This is a genomic window from Variovorax sp. CAN15, from assembly GCF_030462475.1.
Lineage (GTDB): Bacteria > Pseudomonadota > Gammaproteobacteria > Burkholderiales > Burkholderiaceae_C > Variovorax.
Genome location: NZ_JASMRZ010000004.1, coordinates 37,383 through 56,406 on the forward strand (window position 1 = coordinate 37,383; position 19,024 = coordinate 56,406).

The 19,024-nt window shown below is 67.4% G+C and carries 19 protein-coding genes; 10 read left to right on the forward strand and 9 right to left on the reverse strand.

Annotated features, from left to right (window positions below):
- Positions 1–264 precede the first annotated feature (264 nt).
- Positions 265–1,350: an aromatic ring-hydroxylating dioxygenase subunit alpha gene (locus QMO14_RS05025; protein WP_301505093.1), complete on the forward strand. Its 1,086-nt coding sequence runs from the start codon at positions 265–267 to the stop codon at positions 1,348–1,350.
- 25 nt (positions 1,351–1,375) lie between these two features.
- Here QMO14_RS05025 and QMO14_RS05030 read toward each other — a convergent pair whose 3' ends face one another.
- Positions 1,376–2,680, reverse strand: a complete 1,305-nt coding sequence (locus QMO14_RS05030; protein ID WP_301505095.1) for a D-amino acid dehydrogenase — start codon at positions 2,678–2,680, stop codon at positions 1,376–1,378.
- 128 nt (positions 2,681–2,808) lie between these two features.
- On the opposite strand from QMO14_RS05030, the gene QMO14_RS05035 reads away from it, so the two are divergent.
- Genes QMO14_RS05035 through QMO14_RS05045 form a run of 3 tightly spaced genes read left to right on the forward strand, consistent with a single transcriptional unit; the run spans position 2,809 to position 4,211 of the window.
- Positions 2,809–3,276, forward strand: a complete 468-nt coding sequence (locus tag QMO14_RS05035) for a winged helix-turn-helix transcriptional regulator (protein ID WP_019656974.1) — start codon at positions 2,809–2,811, stop codon at positions 3,274–3,276.
- A gap of 9 nt (positions 3,277–3,285) precedes the next feature.
- Positions 3,286–3,813, forward strand: coding sequence for a GNAT family N-acetyltransferase (locus QMO14_RS05040; protein ID WP_301505101.1), 528 nt, complete (start codon positions 3,286–3,288; stop codon positions 3,811–3,813).
- Complete coding sequence (locus tag QMO14_RS05045; RefSeq protein WP_301505103.1) at positions 3,810–4,211, forward strand: OsmC family protein; 402 nt, start codon at positions 3,810–3,812, stop codon at positions 4,209–4,211. The genes QMO14_RS05040 and QMO14_RS05045 overlap by 4 nt, the downstream gene beginning before the upstream one ends.
- A gap of 15 nt (positions 4,212–4,226) precedes the next feature.
- On the opposite strand, the gene QMO14_RS05050 is transcribed toward QMO14_RS05045, so the two are convergent.
- From QMO14_RS05050 to QMO14_RS05060, 3 genes are all read right to left on the reverse strand, one after another.
- Positions 4,227–5,414 (reverse strand): serine hydrolase, encoded by a 1,188-nt coding sequence (locus QMO14_RS05050; RefSeq protein WP_301505104.1) that lies wholly within the window; start codon positions 5,412–5,414, stop codon positions 4,227–4,229.
- Positions 5,411–5,764 (reverse strand): helix-turn-helix domain-containing protein, encoded by a 354-nt coding sequence (locus tag QMO14_RS05055; protein ID WP_301505106.1) that lies wholly within the window; start codon positions 5,762–5,764, stop codon positions 5,411–5,413. The genes QMO14_RS05050 and QMO14_RS05055 overlap by 4 nt, the downstream gene beginning before the upstream one ends.
- Before the next feature lie 68 nt (positions 5,765–5,832).
- Positions 5,833–7,083 carry an alpha/beta fold hydrolase gene (locus QMO14_RS05060; RefSeq protein WP_301505108.1) on the reverse strand — a complete coding sequence of 417 codons (1,251 nt, stop codon included), beginning with the start codon at positions 7,081–7,083 and terminating at the stop codon, positions 5,833–5,835.
- Between the two features lie 165 nt (positions 7,084–7,248).
- On the opposite strand from QMO14_RS05060, the gene QMO14_RS05065 reads away from it, so the two are divergent.
- The 3 genes from QMO14_RS05065 to lpxO all read left to right on the forward strand — a co-directional run bounded on the left by QMO14_RS05065 (position 7,249) and on the right by lpxO (position 10,355).
- Complete coding sequence (locus QMO14_RS05065) at positions 7,249–7,932, forward strand: response regulator (protein WP_301505110.1); 684 nt, start codon at positions 7,249–7,251, stop codon at positions 7,930–7,932.
- Positions 7,929–9,356 carry a HAMP domain-containing sensor histidine kinase gene (locus tag QMO14_RS05070; RefSeq protein WP_301505112.1) on the forward strand — a complete coding sequence of 476 codons (1,428 nt, stop codon included), beginning with the start codon at positions 7,929–7,931 and terminating at the stop codon, positions 9,354–9,356. Before QMO14_RS05065 ends, QMO14_RS05070 begins: the two co-directional genes overlap by 4 nt.
- A 102-nt stretch (positions 9,357–9,458) precedes the next feature.
- Positions 9,459–10,355, forward strand: coding sequence for a lipid A hydroxylase LpxO (gene lpxO, locus QMO14_RS05075; RefSeq protein ID WP_301505114.1), 897 nt, complete (start codon positions 9,459–9,461; stop codon positions 10,353–10,355).
- A 4-nt stretch (positions 10,356–10,359) separates the two neighbouring features.
- Here lpxO and QMO14_RS05080 read toward each other — a convergent pair whose 3' ends face one another.
- Positions 10,360–10,992: a phosphatase PAP2 family protein gene (locus QMO14_RS05080; RefSeq protein ID WP_301505116.1), complete on the reverse strand. Its 633-nt coding sequence runs from the start codon at positions 10,990–10,992 to the stop codon at positions 10,360–10,362.
- Positions 10,993–11,174: 182 nt separating this feature from the next.
- Here QMO14_RS05080 and QMO14_RS05085 point away from each other — a divergent pair, with 182 nt between their 5' ends.
- From QMO14_RS05085 to QMO14_RS05095, 3 genes are read left to right on the forward strand one after another with little or no spacing between them, the layout of a single operon-like run.
- On the forward strand, positions 11,175–11,858 hold the full coding sequence (locus tag QMO14_RS05085) for a response regulator transcription factor (protein ID WP_301505118.1): 684 nt from the start codon (positions 11,175–11,177) through the stop codon (positions 11,856–11,858).
- 7 nt (positions 11,859–11,865) lie between these two features.
- The gene (locus QMO14_RS05090; RefSeq protein WP_301505120.1) at positions 11,866–13,218 is read left to right on the forward strand and encodes a HAMP domain-containing sensor histidine kinase; all 1,353 of its coding nucleotides are present in this window, start codon (positions 11,866–11,868) and stop codon (positions 13,216–13,218) included.
- A gap of 13 nt (positions 13,219–13,231) precedes the next feature.
- Positions 13,232–13,453: an oxidoreductase-like domain-containing protein gene (locus QMO14_RS05095; protein WP_301505122.1), complete on the forward strand. Its 222-nt coding sequence runs from the start codon at positions 13,232–13,234 to the stop codon at positions 13,451–13,453.
- A 130-nt stretch (positions 13,454–13,583) separates the two neighbouring features.
- Here QMO14_RS05095 and QMO14_RS05100 read toward each other — a convergent pair whose 3' ends face one another.
- From QMO14_RS05100 to QMO14_RS05115, 4 genes are all read right to left on the reverse strand, one after another.
- Positions 13,584–14,354, reverse strand: a complete 771-nt coding sequence (locus QMO14_RS05100) for an ABC transporter permease (RefSeq protein ID WP_301505123.1) — start codon at positions 14,352–14,354, stop codon at positions 13,584–13,586.
- Between the two features lie 13 nt (positions 14,355–14,367).
- Positions 14,368–15,240, reverse strand: a complete 873-nt coding sequence (locus QMO14_RS05105) for an ABC transporter ATP-binding protein (RefSeq protein ID WP_301505125.1) — start codon at positions 15,238–15,240, stop codon at positions 14,368–14,370.
- Positions 15,240–16,271, reverse strand: a complete 1,032-nt coding sequence (locus QMO14_RS05110; protein WP_301505127.1) for an ABC transporter substrate-binding protein — start codon at positions 16,269–16,271, stop codon at positions 15,240–15,242. The genes QMO14_RS05105 and QMO14_RS05110 overlap by 1 nt, the downstream gene beginning before the upstream one ends.
- 218 nt (positions 16,272–16,489) lie before the next feature.
- Positions 16,490–18,790 carry an NADP-dependent malic enzyme gene (locus QMO14_RS05115; RefSeq protein ID WP_301505129.1) on the reverse strand — a complete coding sequence of 767 codons (2,301 nt, stop codon included), beginning with the start codon at positions 18,788–18,790 and terminating at the stop codon, positions 16,490–16,492.
- Positions 18,791–19,024: the final 234 nt, after the last annotated feature.

The window sequence follows — 19,024 nt, forward strand, 5'->3', positions numbered from 1 at the left end:
TTCCGGGCGGGCGCACAGTCGTGGTGCGTGCGCTGCTGAACGCTTCTACTCTTGCGGGCGGTGATGCACGAGGCATGCCAAGGGCTTTTGCTCGGGATTGGGCCTGGGGCTTGGAGACATGGCCGGCCACGCGCACAATCCGGGCGCGCAACTTGCAAGGCAGCTTGCGCAGAGTAGAAGCGTTCAGCCTGCGGCACTCGCCGGGTCCAGGCAGGAAATTGCTCTTTCAGTTCGTCCCCCCACGACCACAGAAGGAGTCCGCGCATGCTCGTCACCCGTCAACCCGTCTTCCGCAAGTTCTGGCATGCCGTCATGCCGCTCACCGAACTGGCCAACGGCCCCAAGCCCTTCAGGCTGCTGGGCGAAGACATCGTCCTCTTCATCGATGCCGACGGCCAGCCCGCCGCCTTGCGCGACCGCTGCTGCCACCGCACCGCGAAGCTCTCCAAGGGCTGGTGCGTGGACAGCGAAGGCCAGGCCTGCGGCACCGGAGCGATCCAGTGCGGCTACCACGGCTGGACTTACGACCGCAGCGGCCAGGTCATCCGCATCCCGCAGTACGAAGCCGACCGCAAGATCTCGCCCGAATACCGCACCACCGCCTACCGCTGCGCCGCGCGCTACGGCTATGCATGGGTGGCGCTGGAGGAGCCCATCGCCGACATTCCGGCGATTCCGGAGTTCGACGACCCGGGCTACCGCACCATCTTCCAGTTCTACGAGGAGTGGCAGACCAGCCCTATGCGCGCGCTGGAGAACTCCTTCGACAACTCGCACTTCAGCTTCGTGCACCGCGCCACCTTCGGCGTGGCCGCGAGCCCGAAGCCGAGCAAGTACGAGCTGGTGGAGAACGACTCAGGCTTCTACGCCGAGACGGTCATCGAGGCGACGAACCCGGTGAAGTTCCACGCGATCAGCGGAGTGACCGACCCCATCACCACGCGCCACATGCGCAACGCGTACTTCCTGCCGTTCTCGCGCCGGCTCGACATCGAGTATCCGAGCGGCGTGCGCCACATCATCATCAACTGCTTCACGCCCATCGACGACGGGCGCATGCAGCTGTGCCAGTGGCTGTTCCGCAACGACACCGAGGCAGACTGCACCGCGCAGATGCTGATCGACTTCGACGAAGCGGTGACGCGCGAGGACAAGGACATCCTCGAATCGACCGACCCCGACGCGCTGGTCGACACGCGTCGGCGCGGGGTGGAGTATTCGATGGAGTCGGACCGGCCCGGCATGCTGATCCGCAAGCACCTGATGCAGCTGCTGGCGAAGCATGGCGAGGCGGAGGTCTATCGCGGGATGGACGAGAACGCCGTGATTCCCATCGCAAAGGCCGCCTGAGCGGCGGCCTCTGGATCTCCGACTGTCAGGCCGGCGAGGCCGCGGGCGTCGGGCGCGATGCGCCGCGCGAGGAACCTTGCTCGTAGCGGTCCATCGCCAGGCCATCGGTGCGGATCTCGGGGCGCTGGCCCATCACCATGTCGGAGATGAGCTTGCCCGAGCCGCAGGCCATGGTCCAGCCCAGGGTGCCGTGGCCGGTGTTGAGGAACAGGTTCGCATAGCGCGTGCCGCCGACGATGGGGGTGCTGTCGGGAGTCATCGGGCGCAGGCCGGTCCAGAAGGTGGCGCTCGGAACGTCGCCGCCGGGGAACAGGTCGGTGACGACCTTCTCGAGCGTGGCCCGGCGGGCCGGGTTCAGGCGCAGGTCGAAGCCGCCGAGTTCGGCCATGCCGCCCACGCGGATGCGGTTGTCGAAGCGCGTGACGGCGACCTTGTAGGTCTCGTCGAGCACGGTGGATTGGGGCGCGAGCGACTCGTCGAGCAGCGGCACGGTCAGCGAGTAGCCCTTGACCGGGTAGACCGGAATGTCCAGGCCCAGCGAGGCGATGGCGGCGCGCGAGTAGCTGCCGAAGGCCATCACGTAGCGGTCGGCCGTGAGGATCTTGCCGGTGCTGGTGCGCACGCCGGTGATGCGGCCGCCATCGGTCTCGAGTGCGGCGATGGTCTGGCCGAAGCGGAAGTCCACGCCCAGGCCGCGCGCGATCTCGGCGAGGCCGCGGGTGAAGAGGTGGCAGTCGCCGGTTTCGTCGTTGGGCAGCCGCAGGCCGCCGGTGAGCCGGTCGCGCGCGCCGGCCAGCGCGGGCTCGACGCGGGCGAGGCCATCGCGGTCGAGCAGTTCATAGGGCACGCCGCATTCCTCGAGAACGGCGATGTCGCGCTGCACCGCGTCGAGCTGGGCCTGGGTGCGGAACAGCTGCAGCGTGCCGCCGGTGCGCTGCTCGTACTGCAGGCCTGTGTCGGCGCGCAGCTGCTGCAGGCAGCCGCGGCTGTATTCGGCGACGCGCATCATGCGCTCCTTGTTCACCGCGTAGGCCTCGGGCGAGCAGTTGCGCAGCATGGCGGCCATCCAGCGCAACTGGAACAGCGTGCCGTCGGGACGGATCGACAGCGGCGCGTGCTTCTTGAACATCCACTTGATCGCCTTCAGCGGAATGCCCGGCGCGGCCCACGGCGTGGAGTAGCCGGGAGACACCTGGCCGGCGTTGCCGAAGCTGGTTTCCTCGGCGGGACCGGCCTGCCGGTCGAGCAGGGTGACTTCGGCACCCGAGCGGGCGAGATAGTAGGCCGTGGTGGTGCCGATCACGCCGCCGCCGAGAACGATGACTTTCATGGTGTATTCGCCGATTCAGATGGAATGAATGGAATCTAAAGTCCTTGAGGCAGTGGATTCCACTGATTTGGCAGATTTGGCAGTGGAATACACTGCGGCAAACCTTCCAAGGCCACCTCCGAAGTGAAATGCCCGAACTCGACCGCATAGACCGCAAGATCCTCGACGTCCTGCAGCGCCAGGGGCGCATGTCGATGACCGAACTGGCCGAGCACATCGGCCTGTCGGCCTCGCCCTGCGCCGAGCGCGTGAAGCGCATGGAGCGCGACGGCGTCATCACCGGCTACCACGCCCATGTCTCGCCCGAGGCGCTGGGGCGCACGCTGCTGGTGTTCGTGGAAATCAAGCTCTCGGCCAAGTCGGGCGACGTGTTCGACAAGGTGCGCAAGGAGCTGCTGCACATGCCCGAGGTGCTCGAATGCCACCTGGTGTCGGGCAGCTTCGACTACCTCGTGAAGGCGCGGCTGAGCGGCATGAGCGAATACCGGCACCTGCTGGGCGACATCCTCAAGAAGCTGCCGGTGGCGGCCGAGTCGCACAGCTACGTGGTGATGGAAGAAATCAAGGAAACGCTGATGCTGGCGGTGGACCGCTGAGCTGAACCCATGAGCACGAACAACGACGTACCCGACATCACCATCCGGCCCTGGCGCCTCGACGACTTCGACGCGGTGAAGGCCATCCTCGACGACACCTTCGCCGGTACCTGGCTGCCGCAGCTCACGCCCGATGCGGCCAGGGCCTACCGCGAGAGCGGCGAGCCCGTGGGCTACATCGACGAGAAGGGGCCGGACTTCTTCGTGGCCGAGATCGACGCGGAGGTGGTCGGCATGGTGCACTGGGAGCACGACTTCGTGCATGCCCTGCACGTGCCGGCCGTGCACCAGCGCAAGGGCATCGCTCGCGCCCTGATGGCCTTCGCCGAAGACGGCATGCGCGCCGATGGCGTGGTGCTGGCGCGGCTGGAAACCGACACCTTCAACACGCAGAGCCAGGGCTTCTATCTCGCGCTCGGCTATCGCGAGGCCGACCGCTACCCCGATCTCGAATGGCACAGCGGCTTCACCACCATCCTTTACGTGAAGACGCTTTCTCCCCGAACCGCAACCCCTTCCCCGAGGACACACGCATGAGCATCTCGATCCGCCGCGACGGCATCAACGGCACGCGCCATATCCTGAAGATCCGCAACCACGAGATTCCGGTCGATGCATCGCCCGCCGGCGGCGGCAGCGACGCGGGCCCGGAGCCGCACGACCTGTACGACGCGTCGCTCGCGGCCTGCAAGGCGCTCACCGTGCTGATCTATGCGCGCCGAAAAGGCATTCCGGTGGAAGACATCGAGGTCGTGGTCGACCGCGATGACAGCGAGGAGCGCAAGGGCGTCTACCGCCTCAAGTCGGGCCTGCGCGTGAGCGGCAACCTCAGCGAGGCGCAGCGTGACGAGCTGCTGCGCGTGGCCGGCAAGTGCCCGGTGCACAAGCTCATGACCGAGGTGAAGACCGAGATCGAGACCGGCTGGGCGGACTGATCCTGCTCCCTGCGGTCACCGCAGCGCGCGATAGGTGCGCACCGCGCGCAGCAGCGCCCACAGGCCGGCCTCCGCCGGCACCTTCTGCTCGTTGAAGGCGACGGCGATGTACACGTCGTCGGCCGGCACGTAGGCGACGATGCTCGTGAAGCCCTCGATGCCGCCGCTGTGCCCGAGCATCAGCCCGGGGCCGTCGGGTACGTCGTAGAGCTGCACGCCCATGCCGTAGAACGAGTTGCTGCCGGCGTACGGGCCCGTCATTGCCGGCATGCCGGTGAACATGCGGTGTACCGATTGGCCCGGCAGCACCTTGCCCGCGAGCAGGGCGTGCCAGAACACCGCGAGATCGCCGGCCGTCGATGCCAGCGCGCCGGCTGCAAAAGGGGTGGCGTACTGGTCGGGTGGCTCGACCGGCCGTCCGGCCGCGTGACCGGTGGCAACGGGCAGCTCGACGCCCGGCATGCGCATGACCGTGTGGCTCAATGCCAGCGGCTTGATGAGGCGTTTCGAAAGGACCTCCGCGAACGGCGCGCCCTCCACCTTTTCGACGATCACGCCGAGCATCGCGTAGCCGGTGTTGGTGTAGCTCCAGTTCGCGCCGGGGCAGAACTGCGGCTTCCGCGACGTACCGAGCGCGATGATTTCGGCGGGCGTGCGGTAGGCCGTGCCCAGCGAGGGCAGCGCGTTGAAGCTCACGAGGCCGCTGGTGTGGCGCAGCAGCTGCTCGATGGTGGTGAGCTTCGCGTTCGGCGCGTCGGGAAACCAGCGGTCGATGGTGTCGTCGAGCCTCAGCCTGCCCTCCTCGACCAGTTGCAGCACGACGGCGGCCGTCAGCGTCTTGACTGTGCTCGCGACCTGGAAGGGCTGGTCGGGCACCACGGACCGCGGCGGTTCCTTGCGTGCCAGTCCGCGCGTGTCGGACCAGGTGCCTTCGCCGGGAATCGCGACCGCGACGCTGGCGGCGGGCACGTGCTGGAGCATCCTGTCGAGCGCATCGCCGAGCGCCTTCTGGAGCGCGACGGGCAGTTCGCCGTCGATGGAGCGCTTGAAGTCCTTCTGCCAGACCGCCTCCGGGGCGGTGCGCATCGGCGGGCCGGCCCACGCCGGAGAGGGCGTGCACGCCGTCTGCGCATGTCCCGGCGGGGCAAGCAGCGCCGCGCACAGTGCGAAGAGTGCGGCAGCGGCGTTCGCCAGTTTCGTCACCTGGCTGCTCCTGCTCGCGCTCGGGCGGCCTCCACGCGCCGGGCATGGCGGTCGCCCCATTCGGCCAGCGCGGCGAGCGCCGCATCGAGCGTGGCCCCCAGCCTGGTCTGCGAATACTCGACGCGCGGCGGCACCTCGTGGAACACCTCGCGATGGACGATGCCGTCGGTTTCCATCTCGCGCAGCTGCTGGATCAGCATCTTCTCGCTGATGCCGGGCAGCGCCCGCTTCAGCTCGCCGAAGCGCAGTGCCTGTTCCCGCAGCTCTCGAAGGATGACTGCCTTCCACTTGCCGCCGATCACGTCGAAGGCACAGCCGATGCCGCTGCTGGAGGTTTTCCTGGATTTCATCTCGATCGGTCAATGAATGCCTGCGCTCGCGTCAGGCGGGAGGACACGCGTTTGCCACCGATCATGGCTCAGGCCCATGTCATGAACTGTATGGCGCGCAGTACTTCGGCTTCGCGCTCCACGATGAAGTCGCCGTGATTGGCGTTGTCCAGCGTCAGGCGGTTCGGCGTGTCGAGCGCCGCCACGAGCTGGTTCGAGTTCGTGATGGCCGCCCGGCGGACGATGCGCACGTAAGCTGCGGCATCCTTCTGCGTCTTGGCGTCGAGCGGCAGTTCCAGCCACGGAAACATGTCGCGAGGCTCCGCGGGCAAGGCTGTCACGACCAGCGAAGGCGCGCGCACGGTCTTGTAGTCGGGCGAATAGGAATGGGCGGCTGTTTCCATTGCATCGTTCACTTCGGAAGGGGTGTTGGGACTCACGCTGCCATCCGCGTGAACGTCGAGGCTGTCGCGCAGGCTCGCGTCCTGCACCGGCCCCCAAGACTTCGAACTGCGGCGGAAGAATGCGACGGCTGCCTGCAGCGACCTCGCGTCCTCCGGTGTCGGCTTGGGTTCTTCGAGCAGAGGATTCGTCGGGGGCTCTTCGCCGCCGCTGTCCGGGGTAGCCGTGTAGTCGAAGGTCGTGTCCAGGTAGATCAGGCCCTGCGTCCGCTCGGGATACAGGCCCGCGAAGCGGGTGAGTTCGTTGCCCGCGATCGAATGGCCGCCGAGCACCGCCCGCTGTACGCCAAGCGCATCGAGCACAGCCTTCAGGTCGGCGACGAGCGTATCGACGTCGTAGTACTGCGTGGCGGTCTTCAACGGCAGCGGCTTGTCCGAGAGGCCATAGCCACGGCGGCTGATCGCGATCACGCGCGACTTGGCCGCCAGCCCGGCCGCCAGGCCGTCGAAGCTGCGTGCGTTGGCGCCCAGGCCGGGCAGAAACACGAACACCAGGCCGCTGCTGCGCGGTGGCTGCCAGTCGCGCACCTGCAGCGAGACTTCGGGAGAGTCCGATACCTTGAGGCGGCGGTCGACGACCGGCGCCTTGATTTCGCCGCCATCGCTCTGCGGGCTCGTGCCGGCAGCGGTCGCAGGGGCAGCCGGGGCAGCGTTCGGCTGGGTGCCGGGGGTGCCGGGGGTGCCGGGCTGGGGCGAGGCAGTGCCCTCGTCGAAGCCGGCCCCGATCCCGGGGCCGATACCGCCGCCGTGGCCGCCGCCTCCACAGGCCGAAAGACCGGCAGCGCCGCCCAGCGCGATGAGATGAAGAATTTCCCTTCGACGCGGACGGCTGCGATCCTGGCAGTCGCGAGGGAGGGGGAGAGCGTGCGGTGGATTCACTTCGGTACTCCGTTCCGTAGGTGTGTGGGTGATCGCCGCAGTGTCCCGGCCGCACCTGAAGACCAGCTTCGGTGTTCATGAAGATTTCCTGAAGTGCGGCTGCATCGCTTGGCAGATACTTCCGCCACATTCCGGAGACGGAGTGGTCAGTTCACGTGGAGGCTCATGAATCTCTTGCTTGTTGAGGACGACCTTGACCTCGGCAACGGCGTGCGCATCGCGCTGGCCAATCAAGGCATGGACGTGGTGTGGGTGCGCAGGCTCGAGGATGCGCTGCGTACGCTCGAAGGCGGTACCTTCGACATGGTGCTGCTCGACCTCGGCCTGCCGGACGGCGACGGGCTCGACCTGCTGTTCCGCCTGCGCCGCGACCGCCACATGCTGCCGGTGCTGGTGCTCAGCGCGCGCGATGCGCTCAACGACCGACTGCGCAGCCTGGACGACGGTGCCGACGACTACCTGGTCAAGCCCTTCGCGCTGGCAGAACTGCTGTCGCGCGTTCGCGCGCTCGCACGCCGCAGCTATGGCTTCAACGACGAAACCATCCGCATGCGCGGGCTGGCGCTGCATGAGCCCACGCGCGGCGTGATCGTCGACGGCGAGCCGGTCGAGCTGTCGCGCTGCGAGTTCGACCTGCTGGCGCTGCTGCTCAAGCGCACCGGCCGCGTGGTCACGCGCAGGGTGATGGAAGAACAGGTGCTGCCTGGCGGACAGGCCAACGGCAGCAACTCGCTCGAAGTGCACATCTCCAACCTGCGCAAGAAGATCGGCCAGGGCTACATCCGCACGGTGCGCGGCATCGGCTACGTGATCGACGTGCAATCGCTGGCGCGGAGCACACAGAAATGATGCGGGCGCTGGCGAGGCGCTGGAAGAACTGGACGCGACCTTCCCTGATGCGGCGCCTGCTGCTTGCGCAGATGGGCGTGGTCGCATTGCTGTGGACCATGGCCACCGGGCTGCTGCTCTACGACTCCTACGAAGACCCCGAGCTGCTGAAGTTCGACAAGATTTTCCAGACGGTGATGGCGATCGCGCAGAACACGGCCGACCAGCCCGGAAAGCAGCAGCAGACCCTGGCGGCCTTCGATGCCGCGCTGCTTGAGGCCATGGGCGACGGCGACGCTTCCTCGGACGCCTCGGCGGTCATGCAGGTGTGGCAGGGCGACAGGCTCATCTATCGCTCGACGGCGGCCGTGCCCGTGATACTCAACAACGCGCTCAATCGCATCGAGACCGTGAAGGCGGGGGGGCGCGAGTGGCGCGCGCGCACGCTGGCCTCGACCACCTCGGACGTGCGCGTGATGCTGGCCGAACCCAGCGTCTGGCGGCTGACCGTCACCATCATGAATCGCGGCTACTACCTGCTGCCGCTGGTCATCAGCCTGCCTTTCCTGGTGTTTCCCGCGTGGCTTTCGGTGCGCCTCGCGCTGCGGCCGTGGCGGCGGGTGAGCCAGGAGACCGCGGAGCGCGGGCCGGCCGACCTCACGCCCCTGTCGTACATGCCGCCGCACAAGGAACTGAAGCCGCTGGTGCAGAGTATCAACAGCCTGCTGCAGCGGGTGCGCGACAGCACTTCGCGCGAGCGCAGCCTGATCGCCGACGCCGCGCACGAGTTGCGCACGCCGCTGGCCGCCATGCGCGTGAACGTGGAGGCGCTGAAGGAGCAGAGCACCGACGAGCGCCAGCGCGAGCTCATGGGCAACCTGTTGCGCAGCAACGACCGCGCGGCGCGTCTCGTGGGGCAGCTGCTGCAGCTGATGCGCAGCGACGCGGTCCCGGACAACACCCTGCCCGTGATGCTGTCGCTCGACGCCCTGGTGCAGGACCGCCTGGCCATGATCGAAAGCCTGGCGAGTTCACACCGCATCGAACTGGAACTGGTCTGCGAAGACCTTGTGCCTGTGCTCGGCGAGCGTGAGAGCCTGGTCTCGATGATCGACAACCTCATCAACAACGCCATCAAGTACAGCCCGCCTGGCGGCGCGGTGGTCGTGCACGTGTCGCGCGACGGCGCGCAGGCCCTGCTGACGGTGGCGGACCAGGGCCCCGGCGTGCCGTCCGCGCTGCGCGAGCGGGTGTTCGACCGCTTCTTCCGCAACCCCGACCAGAGCCAGAGCGGCAGCGGGCTCGGGCTGGCCATCGTCAAGTCGGTGGTCGACCGGCATGGCGGCGAGGTGACGCTGGGCGCAACCGCGAGCGGCGGCCTGCTGGCCACCGTGCGGCTGCCGCTGGCCATGGCCGACGCGCCGCAGCCCCTGCTGTGCAGCTGAAACCTTCCCCGGTGCACGGCCAAAGGGCACAAAAGGGCCTGGTCAGGCCCAAATTGGGGCGAGGAATTACACTATCCGGCGCTGTTTACAGGACACTTTCCCATGAAGTGGGTCATTCTTGCCATCTTCGCGCTCAGCGCGCTCTACGTTCATTTCCGCGGCCAGGTGCGGCATCGTTTCTTCAGGCAGCTCTCTGATCACTCGACCTTCCTCGCCCCGCTGAACGTCTTCATGTACCTTTTCTCGAAGGTGCCGGGCACGCCCTACCTGTCGCCTGCCGAGTTCCCCGAGATGCGCGTGCTCGAGGAAAACTGGGAAGTGATCCGCGAGGAAGCGCTGGCCATGCGCAACGGCGGCAGCATCAAGGCCTCGAGCCAGTTCAACGACGTGGGCTTCAACTCCTTCTTCAAGAGCGGCTGGAAGCGCTTCTACCTGAAGTGGTACGACGATGCGCACCCCTCGGCCGCCGTGCTGTGCCCGCGCACCACCGAACTGCTCAAGGGCATCGGCACCATCAAGGCCGCCATGTTCGCCGAACTGCCGCCTGGCAGCCGCCTCGTGCGCCACCGCGACCCCTTCGCGGGTTCGCTGCGCTACCACCTCGGCCTGTGGACGCCGGGCGTCGAGGGCTGCTACATCGACGTCGACGGCCAGCGCTACCACTGGCGCGACGGCGAGGCCGTGGTGTTCGACGAGACCTACATCCACTATGCCGAGAACACGACCGACCACGACCGCGTGATCCTGTTCTGCGACATCGAGCGCCCGCTGAAGTACCGCTGGGCCAGCGCGGTGAACCGCTGGTTCGCGAAGAATCTGCTGGCCGCCGCGGCGTCGCCCAACGATGCCAGTGACAAGACCGGCGGCCTCAACCGCGCGTTCAAGTACATCTATCAGATCCGCGTGGTCGGCAAGCGCCTCAAGGCCTGGGACAAGCGGGTGTACTACCTCGTGAAGTGGGCCATCTTCGGCGGCCTGGCGCTCTGGATCTTCTGGTAAGGATTCAGGCCTCGTTCCAGGCCAGCCGGGCGCGAGCGGTGCCCGCCCCGCTCACGACGGCGGCGAGCAGCGTGCCGCCGATCACGTCGAGCAGCACATGCTGGCGCGTAGCCAGCGTCGAATAGACGATGCCCAACGCCCACAGCACGTTGAACACGCGCAGCCACGCCGGAGCCCGCACCTCGCGAAGCTGGCGCTCCAGCAGCATGGCGGCGAACACCGCAAAGGCCACGTGCAGCGACGGAAAGGCATTGCCGCCGGCGTCGGCGTTCTTGAGGAACATCAGCGACGGGTATTGCGCCCAGTCGACCGCGAATGCCGGCACCGTCGTCGGGAAGAGCCAGAACACCGCGAGGCCCATGCCCGCCATCACCGCGGCGTCGCGCGCACAGGCCCGGAGTTCGGCCTTGTCTTTCGCGAAGGCGGGCGCCAGCGAGATGTAGAACCACAGCGAACCATAGAGAACCATGGCGTCGTTGCTCAGGCCGACCCAGCGGTCGAGTGCGGTGAGCGGCATCACCGTGGGTTCGGCTGGCGGGTTGTGCATCACCCAGAAGTACAGGACGAAGAAACCGGCGATGCCGACAGTGGTGCCGATCATCTTCACCACCCAGAGCGTGGCGAACCGTCGTCCCAATTCCGCGTACCAGGGAGTGAAACAGGCAGGGGAGGAGGGCGCGGGGCGGGAGGTCATCGGCATCGCAGCTTATGCAACTGCATTGCGTGAACATTGCGCGAGCCGCCTGAGGGCCTCTCCTAGAATGGCCGGCCTCGGGCTCCCCGTGGCCTTTCGCTGGCCTCTCTTTCCTCCGTACCTCCATGAGAATCCTGCTCGTCGAAGACGAAGTCGACCTCGCCCAGGCCCTGGCTTCTGCATTGCGGCAGAACCAGGCAGTGGTCGATGTGGCCGGCTCGCTGCGCGAGGCCGAAGATGCGGCTCTGTCCGCGCAGCACGACGTGATCGTGCTCGACCGCGGCCTGCCCGACGGCGACGGCCTTTCGCTGGTGGCCTTCCTGCGCCAGAACGGGATTCCCGCAGCCGTGCTGGTGCTCACCGCCATGACCGACGTGGCCGAGCGCGTGCTGAGCCTCGATGGCGGCGCCGACGACTATCTCGCCAAGCCCTTCTCGATGGACGAACTCATGGCGCGCGTGCGCGCGCTGGCACGGCGACCTGCGGTTCGAGCGAACCTCGTCATGACGCTCGGACAGCTTCGCTTCGACCATCACACGCGGCAGGTTCACGTGGGCGACGAGTGCCTCACGCTGCCACGGCGCGAACTGCTCGTGCTGGAGGCGCTGCTGGAGCACCGCGGCCGTACCGTGCTGCGCGAGGCCATGCAGGACCGCGTGTACGGCCACGCCGACGACATCCAGTCGAACGCGCTCGACACGCACATCTCGCGGCTGCGCTCCAAGCTCGACAAGGCCGGGGCGCAAGTCGAGATCCATGCCATCCGCGGTGTGGGCTACCTGATCTGCGCGGCGCGTCCGGCGGCATGACCGGCGCATGAGACAAGGCCTGCTCTCGCTGCGCTGGCGGCTCATCTGGAGCCTGATCCTGCTGCAGGTGGTGGTTGGCGTGCTCGTGATGGGCGGCTTTCTCGGCCTCGCCTGGGCGCTGGGGCGCGTGGTCGACGAGACCGGGCAGGAAACCATCAAGGCCATCCAGCGCGCGCTGGTGAAGGCGCCCGACGGCAAGCTGGCGATAGAGCCCACGCCCGATGTGCAGCGCCTGCGCGAGGCCGATCCGCCCTTCTGGTTCATCGCGCGCGACAGCCGCGGATCGGAACTGCGCAACGGCGAGGTGCCGCCCGTCTACGCCAGGCTCTTCGATTCGCTCGACGGCATGGAGCGCATGGCCATCGATCCCGAGGGCGACAACACGCGCCCCAAGGCCCGCTTCGAGCGCGTGGAGACGCGCGCGGGCCCGGTGGCCGTGATGACGCAGACCGGCAGTCCGCTGACGGTGAGGAACACGCTCAAGGGCACCGCCATTGCCTTCCTGTTCCTGGTGGCGCCGATGGCGCTGGTGACCTGTCTGGGTGTGATCCTGGCCACGCCCTTCGTCGTGAAGCGCGGCCTCAAGGGGGTGGTGGCCACGGCCGAGCATGCCGAGGGCATCGACGTTCACGAGCGCACCACGCGGCTGCCGCTGGCCGGCGTGGCGAGCGAGATCCGGCCGTTGGTCAACGCGGTGAACCGCGCCTTCGACCGGCTCAACGAAGGCTATGACAGGCAGGAGCGCTTCCTGGCCGATGCCGCGCACGAGCTGCGCACGCCCATCACCACGCTGCAGATCCATCTCGAAGGCTTGCAGGACGGGCCGCTCAAGGTCAAGCTCCTGCAGGCCTCGGCGCGCCTCGCAACGCTGGCCGAGCAACTGCTCGACCTGCAGCGGCTGGACCATGTCGCGGCGCACGACCGGCAGCAGGTCGACCTCAAGGCACTGTGCGAGCGCGTGGCGGGCGACATCGCGCCGCTGGCCATCATGAACCGCTGCACGCTGTCGGTCGATGCGCCCGGGTCGCTGTGGGTGCGCGGCGATGCGCCTTCGCTGGAGCGTGCGCTGAGCAACCTCATTCAGAACGCCATCGAGCACGGCGGGCAGGGCTGCGACATCCAGGTGCGGCTGTGGGAGCCCTCGGGCTTCGAGGTGCTCGACTCCGGGCCCGGCATTCCCGAGGCCGACCGCGAGCGCGTGGTGGCGCCTTTCCACCGGCTGGTGCCACGCGGACGCGGCGCGGGGCTTGGCCTGCATCTGGTGGCCGAAGTGGCGCGCCTGCACGGCGGCCAGCTCACGATCGGGTCGAGCGAATCGGGCGGAGCGAAGATGCGGCTGGAGCTGAACCTGCTGGCCTGAGGACCTTTGCGCCATGAACCCCATCGACCAGCTTCCGGAACCCACCAACCTCGCGGGCGCGCAGGCGCTGATCGCACGCGTGCAGGCGCTGCTCGACGCCCAGGGTCTCACGCTGCGCCCGCCGCCGCCCGAGCCCACCACCTGCTGCGGCCGCGGCTGCAATGGCTGTGTGTGGGAAGGGTGGCTGGCCGCGGTGAACTACTGGCGGGACGAGGCTTCGCTGTTGCTTGGTTGAGGTGCCGCGCGGGCACCTCCCGGAGGAGGGTTCGGCGATCCGCCGGACCGATCCGGGGGCTCGAAGTTCGCGAACGTCTTCGAGGGCAGGGTTCGTGGGGTGCCCCCGGATTCCTTCTTCGCGGTGCAGCCTACTGGTTCTGCGACCCCCGGTGCGCCCACCCCGTGGTGTGCTTCTCGACCACGCTGAAGAGCTCGTACATCAGCATCGCCATGGCCCCCACCACCATCAGCCCCGCGAAGGCCAGGCCCATCTGCATGGCCGAGCCGGCCGAGATCAGCAGGTAGCCGATGCCTTCGTTCGCCGCCGTCATCTCGCTGACGGTGGTGCCCACGAAGGCCAGCGTAATGGCCACCTTGAGCGAGCCGAAGAAGTAGGGCATGGAGCGCGGCAGGCCGATCTTCATGAGCACGTCCCAGCGCTTGGCACCGAGCACGCGCAGCACGTCTTCCAGCTCGGGCTCCAGCGTGGCGAGGCCGGTCGCGATGTTGACCATGATCGGGAAGAAGCTGATCAGGAATGCCGTGAGGATCGCCGGCCCGATGCCGATGCCGAACCACACGACCAGGATCGGCACGAAGGCCGCCTTGGGCAGCGCGTTGAAGGCCGTCATCAGCGGGTAGATCGCCGCGTACGCGATGCGCGAGCTGCCGATGACGAAGCCCAGCAGCACGCCCACCACGATCGCAAGGCCGAAGCCTGCCATCGTGACCCAGAAGGTGCGCCAGGCATGGCCGGCGATGACTTCCTTGAATTCCCAGAACTGCGTCCAGATGCGCCACGGGCTCGGGAAGATGAAGTCCGAGACCTCGAAGGCCGAGCAGATCACCTGCCACAGCAGGAGCACCGCCACGAGCAGCAGCCAGGGCGACCAGCGTTCGATCTGTTTTGTGTTCTTCATGTGCGCGCCGCCCTCAGTGAGACACCGCCGCGGCGGACTGGGCGGCGCTCGCGCCGGTGTTGCGGATGGCGCCGATGTGGCCGCGCAGCTCCAGCACGATGTCGGTGAACTCCTTGGTGTAGGTGAGTTCGAGCTCGCGCGGGCGCGGCAGGTCGATCTCGCGCTTCACCACGAAGCGGCCCGGGCTCTTGCTCATCACGTACACCGTGTCGGCGAGGAACACCGACTCGCGCAGGTCGTGCGTCACCAGGATCACGTTGAACTGCTGCTCGGTCCAGAGGTCGCGCAGGATGCACCACAGCTCCTCGCGCGTGAACGCGTCGAGCGCGCCGAAGGGCTCGTCGAGCAGCAGCATCTTGGGCTCGTGGATGAGCGCGCGGCAGATGCTCGCGCGCTGCTGCATGCCGCCCGAGAGCTGCCAGGGGAACTTGTCCTCGTAGCCGCCCAGGCCCACCTTCTGCAGAAGGCGGCGGGCGCGCTCCTCGTACTCCTTGCGCTTCGCCTTGAAGCTGGAGCGGTAGGGCTCGACGATCTCCAGCGGCAGCAGCACGTTGTCGACCGTGGTGCGCCATGGCAGCAGCGAGGGCGCCTGGAAGGCCATGCCCGAGATCTTCAGCGGGCCGGTCACCGGCTGGCCGTCGATGCGGATCCTGCCCATCGACGGCATCTTCAGCCCGGTGGTGAGCTTCATGAAGGTCGACTTGCCGCAGCCCGAGGGCCCGACGATGGCGATGAACTCGCCGCGCTTCACCTTCAGGTCGATGGCCTCGACCGCGAAGTGGTTGGCGCGCAGCAGCTCCTCGTTGTAGGCGAGCCAGACGTCCTGGAAATCGACGAAGGGAGCGACGAAGGGGGCTGCGGCCGCGTCCTGCGATGCGGCTGCCATCACTTCTTCAGGATGTTCAGTTCGGCCGCGGGCGGCAGCAGCGCGGCGGTCCACACCGCGTCGGGGCTCACGCGCGTCTTGGTGTTGAAGGCGTCCGACACCTGCGAGGCCATGAGCGACAGGCGGCCCGCATTGACCGCGCCGAAGCCTTCGGCGCGCGCGTCAGGGCTGTTGATGACGGTGTCGATGGCCAGCTGCAGGCGGCGCGTCTCGAGCTTGCTGTCGATGATGCCGTCGCGCGCCTTCACCGACTCGATGGCCACGGCCGGGTTGGCGATGACTTCCTTGGCGCCCTTGGCGAAGGCCGAGAGGAATTTCTTCACCGCCGCCGGGTTCTCCTTGATGAGCTTGGGCGAGGCGATGATGACGTTGCCATACAGCTTCACGCCGTAGTCGGGGTAGGGCAGGATCACCACGTCGGCGGCCTTTGCGCCGCGCGCCTCGAGGTTGAGCAGCGAGGTGAAGGTGAAGCCGGTGATGGCGTCGATGTCGCCGCGCATCAGCATGGTCTCGCGCAGCGTCGGGTCCATCGCGGTCCAGTTGACGGCGCCGATGTTGTTGGCCTTGGCGAAGATCGGGAAGGCGCGGCGGCCCGCGTCGAACACCGGCGCGCCGAGTTTCTTGCCCGTGAGGTCCGACGGCTTGGTGATGCCGCTCTTCTTGAGCGCCATGACCGAGGCCGGCGTGTTGTTGTAGACCATCATCACCGCGACAGGCTTGTTGGGGCTGTCGGGGTTGTTGGCGTGGAACTCCATCAGCGCCGCGAGGTCGGCGAAGCCCATGTCGTAGGCACCCGAGGCCACGCGCGTGACGGTGCCGCCCGAGCCGTTGCCCGCGTCGATCGTCACGTCGAGGCCGGCGGCCTTGAAGTAGCCCTTGGCGGCGGGGTGCAGGAACAGCGCCGCCGGTCCCTCGAAGCGCCAGTCGAGCTGGAACTTGATCGGCGTCGGGCTCTGTGCAAAGGCCGGTGCGAGGCCGAAGCTGATGGCCGAGGCGGCGAGGAAGGACTGGAGCAGTTGGCGCTTGTTCATGCGGAGATCGATCCGTTGGATGAAAGGGGATTGAATGCTTCTGCATTCAAGCAAAAACGGTGCCCGCACGTGATTGGTGCGAACCCTTCCTCGTGGATCGAAGCGGTGCGCCGAAGACGCCATCCGCACCGCGCCAATGCAAAAACGCGGCCGAAGCCGCGTTTCGAGCACTAAAAGCGGGCGCCAAGCCCACTTCTTTCCTGCTTCTTTCCCGCTTCTTACTTGTCGACCGTGACCTTCGCCACAGCCAGCGCCGTCATGTTGATGATGCGGCGCACCGTCGACGAGGGCGTGAGCACGTGCGCCGAGCTCGCGGCGCCCAGCAGCACCGGGCCCACCGTGATGCCGTTGGCGCCGGTCATCTTCAGCACGTTGTAGAGGATGTGGGCCGAGTCGAGGTTCGGGCACACCAGCAGGTTGGCTTCGCCGCTCAGCGTGGTCTCGGGCAGGGCGGTGCGGCGCACTTCTTCCGACAGCGCCGCGTCGCCGTGCATCTCGCCGTCGCATTCGATGTCGGGCGCCATCTGCGCGAACAGGTCGCGCGCCAGCCGCATCTTGCGGGCCGAAGAGCGGCTGGAGGTGCCGTAGTTCGAGTGCGAGAGGAAGGCAACCTTCGGCGGCAGGCCGAAGCGGCGCACTTCCTCGGCGGCCATCACCGCGATGCTGGCGAGCAGCTCGGCGCTGGGGTCTTCGTTCACGTTGGTGTCGGTGATGAACACCGTGCGCTTGTCGAGCGTGAGCGCGTTCAGCGTGGCGAAGCCCGGCGCGCCGCGCTTCAGGCCGATCAGGTTGCGGATGTGCTCCAGGTGCACGTCGAAACGCCCGACCAGGCCGCAGATCATGGCGTCGGCGTCGCCCAGGTGCATCATCAGCGCGGCGATGGTGGTGTTGGAGCGGCGCACCATGGTCTTGGCGGCTTCGGGCGTCACGCCGCGGCGACCCATGATCTTGTGGAAGCTCTCCCAGTAGGTGCGGAAGCGCGGGTCGTCCTCGGGGTTGACGATCTCGAAGTCGACGTCGGCGCGGATGTGCAGCCCGGCCTTCTTGATGCGCGCGTCGATCACGGCGGGGCGGCCCACCAGGATCGGCTTGGCCAGGCCCTCGTCGACGGCCCACTGGGCGGCGCGCAGCACGCGCTCGTCCTCGCCTTCGGCGTAGGCCACGCGCTTGGCGGTGGCGATCTTGGCGGCGCTGAACACAGGGCGCATGAACATGCCCGTCTGGTAGACGAAGCGCGTCAGGTGCTGGCGGTAGGCGTCCATGTCCTCGATCGGGCGCGTGGCCACGCCCGAGGCGGCCGCGGCCTTGGCCACGGCCGGCGCGATGCGCAGGATCAGGCGCGAGTCGAAGGGCTTGGGAATGATGTAGTCGGGCCCGAAGGACAGCTCCTGGCCGGCGTAGGCGGTGGCCACCTCTTCGCTGATGTCGGCCTTGGTGAGCTCGGCGATCTCGCGCACGCAGGCCAGCTTCATCTCTTCCGTGATCTTGCTGGCGCCGCAGTCCAGCGCGCCGCGGAAGATGTAGGGGAAGCACAGCACGTTGTTGACCTGGTTCGGGTAGTCCGAACGGCCGGTGGCGATGATGCAGTCCGGCCGCACGGCCTTGGCCAGTTCGGGGCGGATCTCGGGCTCGGGGTTGGCCAGCGCCAGGATGATGGGCTGCGTGCCCATCGTCTTGACCATCTCGGCCGTCATCACGCCCGGGGCCGAGCAGCCCAGGAACACATCGGCGTCCTTCACCACGTCGGCCAGGGTGCGGGCGCCGGTGTCTTTCTGGGCGTAGCGTGCCTTGGACTCGTCGAAGCCGCCTGCGCGGCCCATGTAGATCAGGCCCTTGGAGTCGCACGCGTGGATGTTGGCGGGCTTGGCGCCCAGGCCGACCATCACGTCCAGGCAGGCGATGGCCGCGGCGCCGGCACCCGAGACGGCGATCTTCACGTCCTCGATCTTCTTGCCGACCAGTTCCAGCCCGTTGATGAGCGCGGCGGCCGAGATGATGGCCGTGCCGTGCTGGTCGTCATGGAACACCGGGATGTTCATGCGCTCGCGCAGCTTCTTTTCGATGTAGAAGCACTCGGGCGCCTTGATGTCTTCCAGGTTGATGCCGCCCAGCGTGGGCTCCAGCGCCGCGATGATGTCGACCAGCTTGTCGGGGTCGCGCTCGGCCAGCTCGATGTCGAACACGTCGATGCCGGCGAATTTCTTGAACAGGCAGCCCTTGCCTTCCATCACGGGCTTGGCGGCCAGGGGGCCGATGTCGCCCAGGCCGAGCACGGCGGTGCCGTTGGTGATGACGCCCACCAGATTGCCGCGCGCGGTGTATTCGGAGGCCGTGGCCGGGTCGGCGGCGATGTCGAGACAGGGATAGGCCACGCCCGGCGAGTACGCCAGCGACAGGTCGCGCTGGTTCAGCAGAGGCTTGGTCGGGGTGATCGAGATCTTGCCCTTGACGGGCGAGCGGTGGTATTCGCGCGCTGCCTCGCGAAGTGCTTCTTCTGCGGGGGAAAGGGGTGCAGCCATGAAAGTCTCCTTGTTTCTGACGGGCAATGAGGCTACCGCAAAAGCGGGGCCTCTTATTACTGGGGAAATGCCGAAAACGCCTGGATCCATAGCTTCCTTCTGATCAGGCGGGTTCCAGCGGATCGAGGCGGTCTCGCGGGTTCGCTAAACTGCAGATCGTTACCAACTGGTTAACAGACCGGCTCTCCAGCCGGGGATCGAGCCGGGGTATCGCCGAGAACGACAACACCACGA